This is a genomic window from Sphingomonas changbaiensis NBRC 104936 (assembly GCF_000974765.1).
Lineage (GTDB): Bacteria > Pseudomonadota > Alphaproteobacteria > Sphingomonadales > Sphingomonadaceae > Sphingomonas_B > Sphingomonas_B changbaiensis.
This window is the reverse complement of sequence record NZ_BBWU01000003.1, coordinates 1-14,128: the sequence shown is the minus strand read 5'-3', so window position 1 is coordinate 14,128 and position 14,128 is coordinate 1. Positions and strand designations below refer to the sequence as shown.

Annotated in this window: 16 protein-coding genes; 5 read left to right on the top strand and 11 right to left on the bottom strand. The window is 65.9% G+C overall.

The features are described from left to right. Nucleotides 1–9: 9 nt before the first annotated feature. The 5 genes from SCH01S_RS01000 to SCH01S_RS00980 all read right to left on the bottom strand — a co-directional run bounded on the left by SCH01S_RS01000 (nt 10) and on the right by SCH01S_RS00980 (nt 4,365). A complete protein-coding gene (locus tag SCH01S_RS01000) occupies nt 10–1,305 on the bottom strand; it encodes a serine hydrolase domain-containing protein (protein ID WP_046346909.1) in 1,296 nt (431 codons plus the stop codon). A gap of 126 nt (nt 1,306–1,431) precedes the next feature. Next, a complete protein-coding gene (locus SCH01S_RS00995; protein WP_046346908.1) occupies nt 1,432–2,166 on the bottom strand; it encodes a hypothetical protein in 735 nt (244 codons plus the stop codon). Nucleotides 2,167–2,247: 81 nt separating this feature from the next. Next, nucleotides 2,248–2,883 (bottom strand): CoA transferase subunit B, encoded by a 636-nt coding sequence (locus SCH01S_RS00990; protein WP_046346907.1) that lies wholly within the window; start codon nt 2,881–2,883, stop codon nt 2,248–2,250. Then, nucleotides 2,883–3,590 carry a CoA transferase subunit A gene (locus SCH01S_RS00985; RefSeq protein ID WP_046346906.1) on the bottom strand — a complete coding sequence of 236 codons (708 nt, stop codon included), beginning with the start codon at nt 3,588–3,590 and terminating at the stop codon, nt 2,883–2,885. The genes SCH01S_RS00990 and SCH01S_RS00985 overlap by 1 nt, the downstream gene beginning before the upstream one ends. 73 nt (nt 3,591–3,663) lie before the next feature. Continuing rightward, entirely contained in the window at nt 3,664–4,365 is a 702-nt protein-coding gene (locus SCH01S_RS00980; protein WP_046346905.1) for an HAD family hydrolase, read from the bottom strand. A 39-nt stretch (nt 4,366–4,404) separates the two neighbouring features. On the opposite strand from SCH01S_RS00980, the gene SCH01S_RS00975 reads away from it, so the two are divergent. Then, nucleotides 4,405–5,346: a methyltransferase gene (locus SCH01S_RS00975; RefSeq protein ID WP_046346904.1), complete on the top strand. Its 942-nt coding sequence runs from the start codon at nt 4,405–4,407 to the stop codon at nt 5,344–5,346. A gap of 40 nt (nt 5,347–5,386) precedes the next feature. On the opposite strand, the gene SCH01S_RS00970 is transcribed toward SCH01S_RS00975, so the two are convergent. From SCH01S_RS00970 to SCH01S_RS00960, 3 genes are read right to left on the bottom strand one after another with little or no spacing between them, the layout of a single operon-like run. Beyond that, nucleotides 5,387–5,677 (bottom strand): hypothetical protein, encoded by a 291-nt coding sequence (locus SCH01S_RS00970; protein WP_046346903.1) that lies wholly within the window; start codon nt 5,675–5,677, stop codon nt 5,387–5,389. Beyond that, a complete protein-coding gene (locus SCH01S_RS00965) occupies nt 5,674–6,879 on the bottom strand; it encodes a molybdopterin-dependent oxidoreductase (protein WP_046346902.1) in 1,206 nt (401 codons plus the stop codon). Before SCH01S_RS00965 ends, SCH01S_RS00970 begins: the two co-directional genes overlap by 4 nt. A 50-nt stretch (nt 6,880–6,929) precedes the next feature. After that, the gene (locus tag SCH01S_RS00960; protein WP_046346901.1) at nt 6,930–7,778 is read right to left on the bottom strand and encodes an aldose 1-epimerase; all 849 of its coding nucleotides are present in this window, start codon (nt 7,776–7,778) and stop codon (nt 6,930–6,932) included. Nucleotides 7,779–7,915: 137 nt separating this feature from the next. Between SCH01S_RS00960 and SCH01S_RS00955 the strand changes: the two genes are divergently transcribed. Further along, entirely contained in the window at nt 7,916–8,158 is a 243-nt protein-coding gene (locus tag SCH01S_RS00955; RefSeq protein ID WP_169746339.1) for an RNA-binding protein, read from the top strand. A gap of 44 nt (nt 8,159–8,202) precedes the next feature. Here the strand turns inward: SCH01S_RS00955 and dgoD are convergent, their stop codons facing one another. Genes dgoD through SCH01S_RS00940 form a run of 3 tightly spaced genes read right to left on the bottom strand, consistent with a single transcriptional unit; the run spans nt 8,203 to nt 11,550 of the window. Then, a complete protein-coding gene (gene dgoD / locus SCH01S_RS00950; RefSeq protein WP_046346899.1) occupies nt 8,203–9,345 on the bottom strand; it encodes a galactonate dehydratase in 1,143 nt (380 codons plus the stop codon). A 5-nt stretch (nt 9,346–9,350) separates the two neighbouring features. Beyond that, nucleotides 9,351–10,646: a family 1 glycosylhydrolase gene (locus tag SCH01S_RS00945; RefSeq protein WP_046346970.1), complete on the bottom strand. Its 1,296-nt coding sequence runs from the start codon at nt 10,644–10,646 to the stop codon at nt 9,351–9,353. Between the two features lie 31 nt (nt 10,647–10,677). After that, on the bottom strand, nt 10,678–11,550 hold the full coding sequence (locus SCH01S_RS00940) for an SMP-30/gluconolactonase/LRE family protein (protein WP_217995393.1): 873 nt from the start codon (nt 11,548–11,550) through the stop codon (nt 10,678–10,680). 40 nt (nt 11,551–11,590) lie between these two features. Between SCH01S_RS00940 and SCH01S_RS00935 the strand changes: the two genes are divergently transcribed. From SCH01S_RS00935 to SCH01S_RS00925, 3 genes are read left to right on the top strand one after another with little or no spacing between them, the layout of a single operon-like run. Further along, the gene (locus tag SCH01S_RS00935) at nt 11,591–12,481 is read left to right on the top strand and encodes a 2-dehydro-3-deoxygalactonokinase (RefSeq protein ID WP_046346898.1); all 891 of its coding nucleotides are present in this window, start codon (nt 11,591–11,593) and stop codon (nt 12,479–12,481) included. Next, nucleotides 12,478–13,107 carry a 2-dehydro-3-deoxy-6-phosphogalactonate aldolase gene (locus SCH01S_RS00930; protein WP_046346897.1) on the top strand — a complete coding sequence of 210 codons (630 nt, stop codon included), beginning with the start codon at nt 12,478–12,480 and terminating at the stop codon, nt 13,105–13,107. Before SCH01S_RS00935 ends, SCH01S_RS00930 begins: the two co-directional genes overlap by 4 nt. Continuing rightward, nucleotides 13,104–14,105: a Gfo/Idh/MocA family protein gene (locus SCH01S_RS00925; protein WP_052733700.1), complete on the top strand. Its 1,002-nt coding sequence runs from the start codon at nt 13,104–13,106 to the stop codon at nt 14,103–14,105. Before SCH01S_RS00930 ends, SCH01S_RS00925 begins: the two co-directional genes overlap by 4 nt. Nucleotides 14,106–14,128: the final 23 nt, after the last annotated feature.

The window sequence follows — 14,128 nt, the reverse complement described above, 5'->3', positions numbered from 1 at the left end:
GCTGCCCGATTATTGCGCCGCAATGTCCTCGGCCTGGATCGGCCCGCCGCCGGGGCTGTCGATCTTCAGCCAGTCGTTGCGCGGCTGGTCGTAGAGCATTTCGAGCACTTCGAGCTGGACGCCAGATGGCCGCGTGCTCTGCGAGTTCCAGAGCACGGCGACGCCGGATTTGGTCTGCGGATCGAACAGGATCGTCGAGCGATAGCCCATCACCGCGCCCTGGTGCCCGATCAGCGCGTGACCGGCATAAGTGTAATCGCGCCAGCCGAGCGCGTATCTCGACGGCCCCATCACCCGCGCGAACATCGTGTTCCGGCGTTCGGTGTTCACCCGCGCCTCGTGAATGGTGTCGAGCACACGCTCAGGCACCACCTGCGGCGCAAGGCCCATCTGCGCCCGCATCCACAGGGCCATATCCATGATCGACGAGTTGACGCCACCGGCGGCCGGGATGCGGTAGTAATTATCGTTCACCTCGACCGTGCGGCGGCCGATATGCGGACGCGCCCAGCTGCGGGCGGACATCAGCCCGGCGCGCGTGAGACTGGCATTCTGCATGCCGAGCGGCGCAAAGAGGCGACGGCGCACTTCTTCGGTATAGGGAACGCCCGTCACGCGCTGAACGATCTCGCTTGTCGTATCGAAGGCGACGTTCTGGTAGCTGTGGCAGGTATCGGGCGCGCAGATCGCGTTCACCTCGGCCAGCGAGGCGCGCAGCGCCTTGGGATCGGCGCCCGCCTCCAGCTTGTTGTCGTTGGAGTTATGCGGCAGGCCGACGCGATGCGACAGGATGTCCGCGACCGTCGCGAGTTGCTCGCCGCCGGCCGGCAGGCGCAGCGACGTGTTGAACTTCGCGACCGGCTCGTCGAGCGACAATTTGCCTTCGTTGGCGAGCACGCCGACCATCGTTGCGGCGACGCCCTTCGACAGAGAGGCCCAGCGGAACACGGTGTTCGGCGTCACCGGATCGGAACCGCCCGCCGTCGTCGTGCCATAGCCCTGGACGAAGGTGATCTCGCCATTTTCGATCACGGCGACCGCCATGCCGACCACGTCCGGCTTTGACGCGGCGATGCGCATCCGCTGGTCCAGCCGCTCGTAATCGATCTTTTTCGGCGCGTGGAGGCTGGAGGAGACGACACCCGACCGGGCGCCGGCATAGACTGCGGGCTGGGGAACCTGCGCGGGCGCCCGCGCCGCGACGAGGCTGGGCCCAAGCGCGAGCACGGACACAAGCCCGGCAAGACCCCCGCCGATCGCAGCTGCCCGCGGACGTTGCCTGATGCCGGTCCTGATTTTCTTCACCACCGTCGCGCGACCCTCTGCCCTTTGCCCCTATATGGCACAGGAATCAGAGATTCACCTTAACGACAAGCTTTTATGCCGCAATTTCACGACGAAGCGACAGGAAACAGCGGTCGAGTCGGGAACTCAGACGAACGGCGCCGAAATCCAGCCGGCAAAGGCGAGCCACCACGGCGTCTGCCAGATTGCCAGGCGGAAGAGCCAGGAACCGACCAGCACAGCCGCCCCGGTCATCGTCACCCAATGCACGCGACCGCGGCTGTTGAGGTCCCAGACGGCGAGCGGGATCAGGAACAGCAATTGGCCGCCGATGATGATCAGCGGGAACGGCACGGTTTCTGGCCAGGGGAGACGGCCGAGCGACGGCGGCAACAGGCCGATCATCGAGACGAGCATGAACCGCTTGTGCACCTGCGGCTTGCGGCGATTGACCAGGCCCAGACCGATCAGGGCCACAAACACAGGCACGTCCAGCAGCGGCACCGCGAGCCAAGTGAGCGGCGACAGGTCCGGCGGACCCGATTTGCGCGCGACGCCGTACAGCGCGGCGAACGTGCCGACGATTGCCATCGCGGCAACCATGCCGAAGCCGATTAGGCCCAGCCGGCGGTGGATATCCGGCCGACCGGCGGAGACCAGCCCGACCTGGGTCATGAACAGCAACGCCCAGGAGCTGAAGATCAGCCCATGCAGCGCGACCAGCCAGGTGAGCGGCAGATAGGGGCGATAGGCGGGCACCACGCCGCGCAGGTAGAAGCTTGGCGCGAAGCCGGCGAAGATCGTCGCCAGGATCGCTGCCGCCATCCAGAAATAGAAACGCCGCTCGGCCGCCAGGCGCGGCGCAATCGCCCGTGTCGCCATCTCGTCCCTCCCAAGGTGGAGCGAGCGTGGCTGAGCAAAAGCGCCGCCGCGTCTCACCTTGCGCGAGACGAAGCTAACACATCATGCGATGTAATGCGCCGTCGTCTTCGCCTTCACCTCCTCGGCCGTGACGCCCGGCGCCAGCTCGACCAGCTTGAACGGGCTCTGATGGTCGGGGCGCTGAAACACGGCCAGGTCGGTCACGATCATGTCGACGACGTTCTTGCCGGTCAGCGGCAGCGTGCATTCGGGGATGAACTTCGGATCGCCGTTCTTTGACGTATGCTCCATCACGACGATGATGCGCTTGACGCCGGCGACGAGGTCCATCGCGCCGCCCATGCCCTTGATCATCTTGCCCGGGATCATCCAGTTGGCGATGTCGCCGCCTTCGGAGATTTCCATCGCGCCGAGCACGGCCAGGTCGATATGGCCACCCCGGATCATCGCGAAACTCTGGTCCGAGCCGAAATAGACGGTCTGCGGCAGCTCGCTGACGGTCTGCTTGCCCGCATTGATCAGGTCCGGATCGACTTCATCGTCGTATGGGAAAGGGCCGATGCCGAGCATCCCGTTCTCGCTCTGCAGCGTGACGGTCATCCCGTCCGGGATGTTGTTGGCGACGAGCGTCGGAATGCCGATGCCCAGGTTCACATAGAAACCGTCCTTGAGTTCCCGTGCCGCCCGCGCGGCCATTTCGTTGCGATCCCAGGGCATCAGGCGGCTTCCCTCTGGCGAGTGGTACGGAATTCGATTTTCTTGTCGTAGGGGGCGCCCAGGATCAGGCGCTTGATGAAGATGCTGGGGACGTGGATGCAGTCGGGGTCGAGGCTGCCGACCGGCACGATCTCCTCGACCTCGGCGACGCAGACCTTGCCCGACGTCGCCATCGGCTGGTTGAAGTTGCGCGCGGTCTTGCGGAAAACGAGATTGCCCATCTCGTCCGCCTTCCAGCCCTTGATGATCGACAGGTCGGCGCGGATGCCACGTTCGAGAATGTAGGTTTCCCCGTCGAAGTCCTTGTGCTCCTTGCCCTCGGCGACCAGCGTGCCGACGCCCGTTTTGGTATAGAAACCGGGAATGCCCGCCCCGCCCGCGCGGCAGCGTTCGGCAAGCGTGCCCTGGGGGCAGAACTCGACCTCCAGTTCGCCGGCCAGATACTGGCGTTCGAACTCCTTGTTCTCGCCGACATAGGAGGAGATCATCTTCCGGACCTGTCGGGTGCGCAGCAGCTTTCCGAGCCCTTCGTTATCGATGCCGGCGTTGTTGGAGACGCAGGTCAGGTTCTTGACGCCCGAGGCCTGGATCGCGTCGATCAGCCGTTCCGGCAGCCCGCACAGGCCGAAGCCGCCGGAGCAGATCGTCATGCCGTCGAACAGCAGGCCGTCGAGCGCCGAAGCGGCGTCGGGATAGATTTTCTTCATGAGCGCGTCTCCTCGCCAGCCGGCCTTAGCCAGCCCGCGGCAAAACGGTCAACGGCACTCGGGGGGACGACGCTTACGAGATCGGCGCCGGCGCGGGGCAGGGCTTTGCCACCTCGGCCGGTAACCAGTCGTCGATCCGCGCGGGTAATGTCCAAGGACCCTCAAACAGGGCGGCAGCCCCGCTCCAGCGCAGCAGGCCGGCATCGAAGCCGCCGCACAGCAATCCCATTGCCGGAATGCCGAGCTTGCTCGCCGCTTCCATGTCGTACGGCGAATCTCCTATAACGACGACGTCTTGGGGATCGATGCCGCCCAGCCTGTTGAGAGCCGCCGCGAACAGGTCCGGACACGGCTTGGAGTGCGCCACATCATCGCCGGAGACAGTTCCCTCGATCAGGTCGGCGATGTCGAGCATCGCGCAATGCTGCCTCACCTGCTGCTCCGCGGCCGACGAGGCGAGCATGATCCGAATGTCATCTCGCCGAAGCGCCTCGAACAGCGCGCGCACGCCGGGAAAGGGCCGGACGCGCGGCAGGTAGCGATCGCGATAGAGCGAGCGGCGCTGCGCCTCGATTTCGGGGCCGTGCGCGGCAATGAGCCGAGGCGGAAGCAGCGCCGGCATCAGGTTGTCGCCGCCTTTCCCGATCTGCTGACGAATAACGGCGTGGGGAATGTCGACCCCGAAGCGCCGGAAAATCTCTCCCCACGCTTCCGCATGCAGGTCGTTGCTGTCGACGAGCGTTCCGTCGACATCGAAGAGTGCGGCCTTAGGCATGGTTGGGGAACACGCGCGGGCACGCTTGGTTGCTGCCTGATGACCGGAACCGCCGACGCCGCGCTGCTCGACCTGCTCAGGCTGCTGGACGAGCGCGCCTATGACTTCGTTACGCCGACACCGGCGAGCCATGCCCGGGTGATCGCGCGGCCGACGATGAGGCGAGCGCATGATTTGCGCGGCATGCTCGGCTGGAGCTTGCCGTTCGTGCCCGGGACGATCGATCGGAAAGTCGCGGACCTGCTGCGTCAGGCGGGAATGATCGAGGACGCGGGCAACGGTTTGTTGAAAAGCAGGTTGCGGGTCTCGCGGCTGTACGGGCGGCTGTTCCTGCATTCCGCCTATCCCACCGATCAGCCGGATTCCGTGTTCTTCGGGCCGGACAGCTATCGCTTTGCCGACCTGATTGTCGCAGAGCTGGCCCGCTCGCCGCTGCCGCCGGGTGCGCGCGTCGTGGATATGGGCGCCGGTGCAGGCGTCGGCGGGATCGTCGCAGCGCTGGCGAATCCCGGCGTTCATGTGACGCTGACGGACCTCAATCCGAAGGCGCTGCGGCTGGCCAGGATCAACGCCGCGGCTGCAGGCATAGCCGTCGAGACGATCGAAACCGATACGCTTGAGCCCCTTTCCGGTCCGATCGATCTGGCGGTGATCAACCCGCCCTATATCATCGACGCGGATAGCCGCGCCTATCGCGACGGCGGCGGCATGCACGGCGGCGAAGTGCCGCTCGAAATGACCCGCATGGCGGCCGACCGGATCGCCCCGGGCGGACGGGTGATCCTCTATACCGGCGCGGCGATCGTCGACGGTCGGAATGCGCTGTGCAAAGCGATCGCGACGCTCGCCGCCGAGCGCGACCTGACATTCGGCTGCCGGGAACTCGATCCAGACGTGTTCGGCGAGGAACTGAGTAAGCCGGCCTATCGCGACGTCGAGCGGATCGCGCTGGTCGCGGTCTCGCTGGCGAGGCGCAGCTAGCGTTCGGCTTCGAGGCGGCTCCCCACCAGCAGAGCTAGCTTCATCTTGCCTGGACCGCCGCCAGCGCTGCCGGAAGCCTGGCCGCGTCCGCATCCTCGATCGGCGCCTTGTAGGTTTCGCGCATCTTTTTCACCGATTCCGCCCAATGCGCCGCGTCCATTCGGGGCTGATAGAGCACCATTGCCGGGCTGTGGCAGCCGGTGCAGTTCGCATTGAGCAGATCGGCATCGGGGCCGGTAAACTGGGTTTCGTCATTCGGCAGAGAAATTTCGACGGACTTCAGCGCCGGCGTGACGGCGGCTGCGAGAGCAGCGAGGAGCAGCAGCTTCATGCTGCGACGATCCGGGTCGGCTCGACCTGGCCGCGCAGATAGCCGCCGCTGTTCCAGATCGGGTGCATCGACTGCGTGACGCCGGCCGTGCTGGTGCAGCGCGGCAGCAGAGTGAGATCGCCCGCGGCCGGTGCGGGCAGAACCGCGTCGAAGCGTCGGAAGCTGTATTTGCCTTCGTCACGGCCGAGCTTCGCGTCCGTCCAGCTCCTGCCGCCATCGACGGACAAGGCGACCGACTTCACGCCCGCATCGCCGCCCATCGCGATGCCGCGCACGGACAGCGGCGTGCCGGCCGGCACGCGCGCGCCTTCCGCATGGCTGGTGATCCAGGAGCGCGGGATCATCCGATTGATCGGCACCGTGGCAAAGCCCTTGGCGCCCGGCTGAACATTCGCGCCGGGCGTATCCGGGATGCGATACGCCTTGGCCATCCAGAAATCGTCGTCCGGCGCGCTGAGCACCTCTATGTCGCTCAGCATCTTCATCCAGTAGGTCGAGAACCAGCCCGGCACCACCAGGCGGAGCGGAAAGCCGTTCAAGAGCGGCAGCGGCTCGCCATTCTGAAGGAACGCGATCATCACCTCGCCGTCGCGGGCATGGTCGATGTCCAGCGACTTCATGAAATCGGGGCCGTCCGGCACCAGCGGCTGGTCGAGCCCCGCGAAGCGGACCGCCACGGTGCCGGGCTGGACGCCGGCCCGGTCCAGCACGTCCTTCAGCCGCACGCCGGTCCAGCGGGCGTTCCCCATCGCGCCGTGGCCCCACTGCGCCCCGAGCACGCGCGGCTGGAAGAAGCCGCGGGAATTGCCCGAACATTGGTTCACCGCCGCATATTCGATCCGCGGCAGCTTCATCAGCTCGTCGAGGCTCAGCGACAACGGCGTGGCGACATGGCCGTGCACGTTGAGGCGAAAGGCCGCGGCGTCGATGGATGTCGGAATGTCGCCCCAATGCCAGCGCACGAAAAAGCGATCGTTCGGCGTGAACACGCTTTCGTCGAACACGTCGAACGGCGTCTCAAGCAGCGGCGGCCGCGCGCGCTGGACGATCATCTCGCCTTTTTGCGGCCAGGCGGCGCTGGTCGGACGCTCGGACGGGCCACCCGGCAAATGAAGATCGACAAGGCGCTGCGCCCGGGCGGTGCCGGCGAACGCGGCGGCGCCCAGCAGGATCGAGCGGCGGGGGAGCAGCGAGCCGATCATGGTCCGAAACTAGACCAGTTCATTCCGGCCCCACAACCGCTTTGTCCTTGCTAGTGCCGTACGCCCAGGGTCATTCGCAACCGCATGGACTCGCCCGGCCCAAGCACGCGCAGGCCCAACTCCGGCCATTTCGCTTCCGGCTCGTTGAGCGCCGCGTTGGCATGGCTCACCGGCTCGGCCGCAAGCAGGCACCCTTCGGGCGGCGAATATATCTGGAAAAAGCGCGCATCGGGCGACGCCATCCGGCGAACCCGATCCCCGTCGGTCAGTCGCATCTCCCCGCTCCAGCCGTCATAGCCATTGTCCAGGCCACGCGCGCAGGCAGGTTGGTCGTCGAGCGCATAGCGGCCCGTCGCGGGCGCGGTGCCGGTCGGAAGAACCTTGTCGTCCACTTCCCAGACCTGCGCGACCCGAGTGTCGATCCGTGTTCCCGCATCGCAGGGGAAATAGGGATGGAAACCCAGGCCGCACGGCATCGGGTCACCCGACAGGTTCCTGCATTCGATTTCGGCCTCCAGTCCATCGTCGCCAAGACTGAAGGTCTGGCGCGATTCATAGGCCCAGGGCCATTCGCCGGGCTGATGCGCGAAGAACAGGCAGGCGCAGTCGGCCCCCTGGCTCTCGACCAACCAGGGGCCGAGCCAGCCCTGCCCGTGCAGCGGGCTGGGATCGCCCTTCATATTGGGCGCAAGCTCGACCGTGCGGCCGCGAAAGTTGAAGCGGCCGCCGCGGATGCGGTTGCAATAGGGCACAAGCGGGAAGCAGCCGCAATCGAGCGGGCTGTTGGGTGCGTCAGCGCCGCGCAGCACCGCCTTGCCCCGGTGCGCGAAGCGAGCGATCGCGCCGCCGATGCCGGGCGCCAGCACCAGCTCGTAGCCCGCGGCGCCGATCGCTATCATGGCCGACCCTCACCTAGGTTATCCACAGAAAGCGATATCGTAGTCACCGCAATGGGCTTTCTGCCCGAGTCACGCTCCATTAAGTAGCGCCGACGCATAAGGCGTACATGTTCAATTTCGTGCCCGGGGGGGCGCATATGACTCGTTTGGTTCGTGATTTCTTCGAGGTCGAGGATCAGGTGTCGCTCGACCATATGATCGATCTTCTCTCCGCGGTCCGCGACCGGCTGCCCGAAGGGGCGGAAGACGCCAAGGTCCGGATGTGCGGCGACGATGTGTTCGGACGGCGCCTGACCGTTTCCTATCTGCGGCCGCAGACGGCCGACGAAGCGGCGCGTGACGCCCGCTATCACGGCGGCCAGCTCAGCATCGCGGCCTGATCTTAAACCCTCTCCCCGACGGGAAGAGGGATCAGGGCCGTTCCTCACCATTCCGCAAAGCTCCCGTCGCGGGTGCGCCAGACCGGGTTGCGCCAGCGATGGCGATCCTTGTCTGCCTCTCGCACCGCGGCCTCGTCGATCTCGATGCCCAGACCGGGCCCCGTGGGGATCGGCAGATAGCCGTCGACTGGGCTCAGCGCGTCCTTGTTGACCACGAAGTTCAACAGGTCATGCCCGCCGGTGTTGTAATGAATGCCGAGCGACATTTCCTGTATGGCGACGTTGGGCGCGCTGCCGGCCAGCTGCAGGCAGGCGGCGAGCGCAAGCGGGCCCAAGGGGCAATGCGGCGCGACGGCCACGTCATACGCCTCCGCCATCGACGCAATGCGCCGGCATTCGGACAGGCCACCGGCGTGGCTCAGGTCCGGCTGGATGATATCGACTGCCCCTGATTCAAAGAATCGTTTGAAATCCCAGCGCGAATAAAGCCGTTCGCCGAGCGCGATCGGGGTCGATACCAACTGCGCGATCTGGATCAGGCCTTCGTGATTCTCCGAAAGCAGCGGCTCTTCGATGAAGAGGAGCCCGAGCGGCTCGAGCAATTTGGCGAGTTGCTTGGCCATCGGACGGTGGACGCGGCCATGGAAGTCGAGCCCGACATCCATGCCTTCGGCCTGCGCCGCCTCGACGCGCGCGACGACTTCCTCCAGCAGCTTCGGCGTGCCGAGCCAGTCGAGCTCGGCGGTCGCGTTCATCTTGACCGCGGAAAAGCCTTGCGCCGCGCGCGCCTTGGCCGCCGCACCGATCTCGCCCGGCCGGTCGCCGCCGATCCAGGCATAGGCGCGGATGCGATCGCGCACCCGGCCGCCGAGCAGCTCCCAGGCCGGAACGCCCAGCGCCCGGCCCTTCAGGTCCCACAGCGCCTGATCGAGCCCGGACAGCGCCGACATGAACACCGGGCCGCCGCGATAGAATCCGCTGCGGTAACCGATCTGCCAGATGTCCTCGATCCGGAACGGGTCGTGCCCGACGAAGCGGTCGCGATAGGCTTCGAACGTGCCTTCGACCGCTTCGGCATGACCTTCCAGGCTCGCCTCTCCCCAGCCGAAATGGCCGTCATCGGCCTCGACCCGCACGAACAGCCAGCGTGGCGGGACGATGAAGGTCTCGATCCGCCCGATCTGCATCCCGATCAGCCGGCTTGCGGGTTGGACTGAGTGGTGGTCGGACGGAGATTGACGACGCGCTGGTGGCGTTCGACCTCTCGCTCTTCCATGATGTTGTAGTGAGACGGCGGCACGATCGGCACGACCAGGCACACGCTGGATGCCGGCAGCACGTCGCGCCAGTCGCGGATCAGCTGCTTATAGGCCTTGCCGACGGCGCGGATATTCCGATCGAGGTCGTAGAGGCCGAGCGGGTTGACCGTGCCGCGCTGCTCACGAAGGGCGCAATCCCAATCGACCTGGTCGGTCAGCGAATACCAGGTGAAGCCGACGGTCGGGATGCCGTCGTTCCTAAGCCGCAGCACGCTCGCCCATTCCTTCCAGAGCCACTGCACGGCTTCATCGCCGTTCGGGCCCTCGATCAGGTTGGTCTCGGTATGCATCACCGGCAGCCGATAGCGGTCGTAATATTGGCGCGTGATCTCGGTGTAGCCGAACACTTCTCCCGACGCGACCGACGTGCCATCGGCGCTGACCCGGTGCTCGTTGGTCCAGTAATAGTCGTTGCCGAGGATGCAGTGCTGCTTGATGCGGTTGCCAAGGAAGAAATGATATTCCTCCTTGGTCATGCCGTTATCGAACAGATACTCGTACATTTCGGAATCGACGCGACGGCCATAGTTCAGGTCGAGCGACAGAAACCGCATCGAATTCAGGACTTCGGCCGGACCGATCGCAGCCGGGTTCTCGGCGTGGAAATATTCCGACGATTCGGACTGGATGAAGATCGCATTGGCGCGGCGCTTCAGGATGCACTGCATCGCCAGCACATTGGCCTTGACGATGTTCTTGAGCGCGGTGACGAACGGCTTGTCCCCGTGCATCTGCTCGTTCCACCAGCCGATCCGCGCAGAGAAGGTCGCGCAGATGAACATCTCGTTGACCGGCGTGTAGAGCTGGACCCAGGGAAACCGCTCCGCAAAGGCGGACGCATAGTCCGCAAACAGCTCGGGAAAGTCGGTGTTCTGGAAATTGCCGATCCAGTCCGGCACCCCGAAATGGCACAGGTCCACGATCGGCGTGATGTCCCGCCGCCGCAGATCCGCGAACGTCATATCGGCGAATTCCCAGTCGTACTTGCCGGGCCCGAGGAAGGTCGTGTGGATCGGCGGGCCGTAGCGGACATAGGGGATGCCCATGTCCTCGAGCAGGTCGAAGTCGGTGCGCCAGTGCTTGTAATGGCCGCACACCTCCATCTCATCGACGCGAGTCTTGCCGTTGTTGATGGTCGGGACGCTGTTTTCGATCCCGGTGCAGAACATGAAGTTTGCGATGGCTCTGCCCTCCCAGGCTTTATCCGAACGGCCGCTCGGCAATGCCGCGCACATTCGTTTCGAACATAAAGAGCGCGCCCGCCAAAGGTTGCACGGCGAGCGCATTTTCATTGAGGCCGACGCGGGCGGACGTGACGAACAAGCGATCAAGCGCGGGGCCACCGAACGCGCAGCTGGTCGGCCGTTCGACCGGCAGGTTGACGGTCTGGAGCACATCCGCCTCGGGCGACACCCGGCGCACGCACCAGCCGTTCCAGAAGGCGATCCAGAGGCAGCCTTCTGAATCTACCGTCATGCCGTCGGGATGTCCGTGTTCTTCGAGGAAGCTGACGAACGGCCGGCGGTTGGACGCATTCCCGTCACTGTCCAGGTCGAATGCGTAGATCAGCCGCTTGACCGAATCCGTATGATACATGGTCCGCCCGTCCGGGCTGAACGCGGGACCGTTGGTGACCATGTAGCCGTCGTCTACCAGTCGCCAGCTGAGATCAGGATCGAGGCGGTAGAGGCCGCCCTGGGCCAGCTCCTCGCGATCATCCATCGTTCCCGCCCAGAAGCGGCCGGCGCGATCGACCTTGCCGTCGTTGAATCGATTGTCGTGCATCAGGGCTTCGGGGTCCGCGATCGCCTCGTAAAGGCCGGCTTCCGGATCGGCCCAGAAAAAGCCTCGCTCCGTTCCGGCGACAAAGCCGCCGCGCTCCGCGGGTGCCAGCGAGCCGATCCGGAGCGGCGGCGTCCACCGCGCGACACCGCCCGCTTCCGTCCAGCGGAACACGGCGGGACCCTTGATGTCGACCCACCAGAGCGCCTGATCCCGTTCCACCCAGACGGGGCCTTCTCCGAGCACGGCCTCGACCGGTGCGATCGGTTCGGCTGCGGAATGTTCGATCACGATCACGAAACGAAGTTGCGGCCCGACCGTTCCCAACCGCATGGCGGGACGGTTCGACTGGTCTGACGGGTTCATCGCGGTCGATTGGGGCACGACCAACCGCCGCGCCTGGGCGGTCGCTGCGAACGGCGAGACCCGCGAATTGCTCGACGACGGCCTCGGCGTGCTGAAAGTCGAACCGGGCGGATTCCCCAGCGAGATTGCGGCGCTTCGGCAGCAGCATGGCGACAGGCCGATACTGCTCGCGGGCATGATCGGCTCGAACCGGGGCTGGATCGAGGCGGCTTATGTACCCGCCCCTGCCACGCTCGATGGGATCGTCGACGCGATGCGCTGGCCGGAGGACGGCGTCTGCATCGTGCCGGGCGTGAGCTACCGTTACGGGCGGGACGCCGACGTGATGCGCGGCGAGGAAGTGCAGATTTTCGGCGGACTGGCGGCCGGCCTGCAGCCGGACGGCCTGCTTTGTCACCCCGGTACCCATGCAAAATGGGTGCGGCTGCAGGGTCGCGCGATCGGGCCATTCCGTACGGTGATGACCGGAGAGCTGTTCAGCACCCTCTCGCGCCACGGCATCCTGATGGACCGCCTGCAGGGCAAGGTCGTACCGAACGACAATTTCCGCGCCGGGGCGGAGCATGGGCTCGGCTGCGACGACCTCACCGCCGAACTCTTCTCGATCCGCGCGCGTTATCTGCTGAACGTCGGCGCATGCGATGATGCATCCTACGCCAGCGGCCTTTTGATCGGCGCGGACGTGCGGATCGGCCTCGCATTCGGCGGCGAGGGCCCTGTCGCGCTGGTCGGCCGTCCGGACCTGACTGCGCTCTATGCCGAGGCGCTCAGCCTGGCCGGACGCGAAGCCCGACAGATCGACGGCGAGCGCGCGTTCCTGCTCGGGGCGCGCGCGATTGCGGAGAGACTGACATGACTGCCCTTGCCGATTTCACCCGCTACCTCGCCGAATGTCCGCTGATCGCGATCATCCGCGGCGTGCGTCCTGACGAGGTCGAGGCGGTCGGCGACGCCATCATCGGCGCCGGCATCCGGATCGTGGAAGTCCCGCTGAACTCGCCCGATCCGTTCGTCAGCATCGAGCGGCTGGCAAAAAGGTTCGGCAGCGAGGCCCTGATCGGCGCCGGCACGGTGCTGGACCCCGACGACGTCAAGCGGGCTGCGCGCGCGGGCGGCCGGATCATCGTCTCGCCGTCCAGCGACGCGGCCGTGATCAGGGAAACGTGGGACGAAGGCCTGGTCGCCGCGCCTGGCTTCTTCACCCCGAGCGAGGCGTTCTGCGCGCTGAAGGCCGGCGCGCATGCGCTGAAATTTTTCCCGGCCGAAGCGGCGTCCCCCGCGGTTCTCAAGGCGATCAAGGCGGTCCTGCCGCACGATGTGCCGCTGATCGTCGTCGGTGGCGTCAAGCCGGACACGATGCGGCCCTGGACGGAGGCAGGCGCGAGCGGCTTCGGGCTCGGCTCCGGGCTGTTCAAGCCGGGGCAGAGCGCCGCCCAGGTCGCCGACGCCGCGCGCGCCTATGTTGCGGGAGTGCGGGCATGATCCGGCTGGCGATCATCGGTTACGGCAAGATCGCGCGCGACCAGCATTATCCGGCGCTCACCAATCATGGCGGGTATGAGCTGAAGGGCGTCGTCACCACGGCCGGCTCTGGACCCGACGGGGTGCCGGTGTTCCGGACGACCGAAGACCTGCTTCAGGCGCTCAAAGGCGAGATTGATGCTGTCACGATCAGCACGCCGCCGGAACCGCGCTACAACATCGCGCGCCAGTGCCTCGCCGCCGGACTCGACATGCTGCTCGAAAAGCCGCCGGCATCGACGCTCGGGCAAATCCAGGAACTCGCGGTCGACTGCGAGAAGGCGGGGCGCGTGCTGTTCACCACCTGGCATTCGCAATATGCGGCCGCGGTCGAGCAGGCGCGCGACGTGCTTGCGGGCGCGCGGATCGCGTCGATGCGCATCTGCTGGCACGAGGACGTCAACAAATATCACCCTGGCCAGGACTGGGTCTGGGGGCCAGCCGGCTTCGGCGTGTTCGATCCCGGCATCAACGCGCTGTCGATCGCGGTGAAGATCGTGCCGGGCAAGCTGATCCTGGACGAGGCGGTGCTCCGCGTTCCCGCAAATCGCCAGCAGCCGATCATCGCCCGACTGAAACTGTCGAGCCCGGTCGCGGACGGCCCGATCGAGGCGACGTTCGACTGGTGCCCGACGACGGAGGACGAATGGACGATCACCGTCCAGCCGGTGGGCGGACCCGAGGTGGTGCTGCGGCACGGCGGCTCGGAGATCGAGATCGGCGGCCAGGCGCACGCGCCGACAGGCCTGGGCGAGTATCCCGGCATCTATGCCGCGTTCGCAAAGCTGGTCCAGGGGCGACGGAGCCACGTCGATTACGAGCCGCTGCGGCTCGTGGCCGATGCCTTCATGACGGCGGACCGGGAACCGGCGCCGGCATTCGAGTGGCGGATTTCAAATCCTCCCCGGAACGGGGAGGGGAACCATGCGAAGCATGGTGGAGGGGTCGGTTCGGCATAGGGCTCGCTGTCGCTCGCGACCCC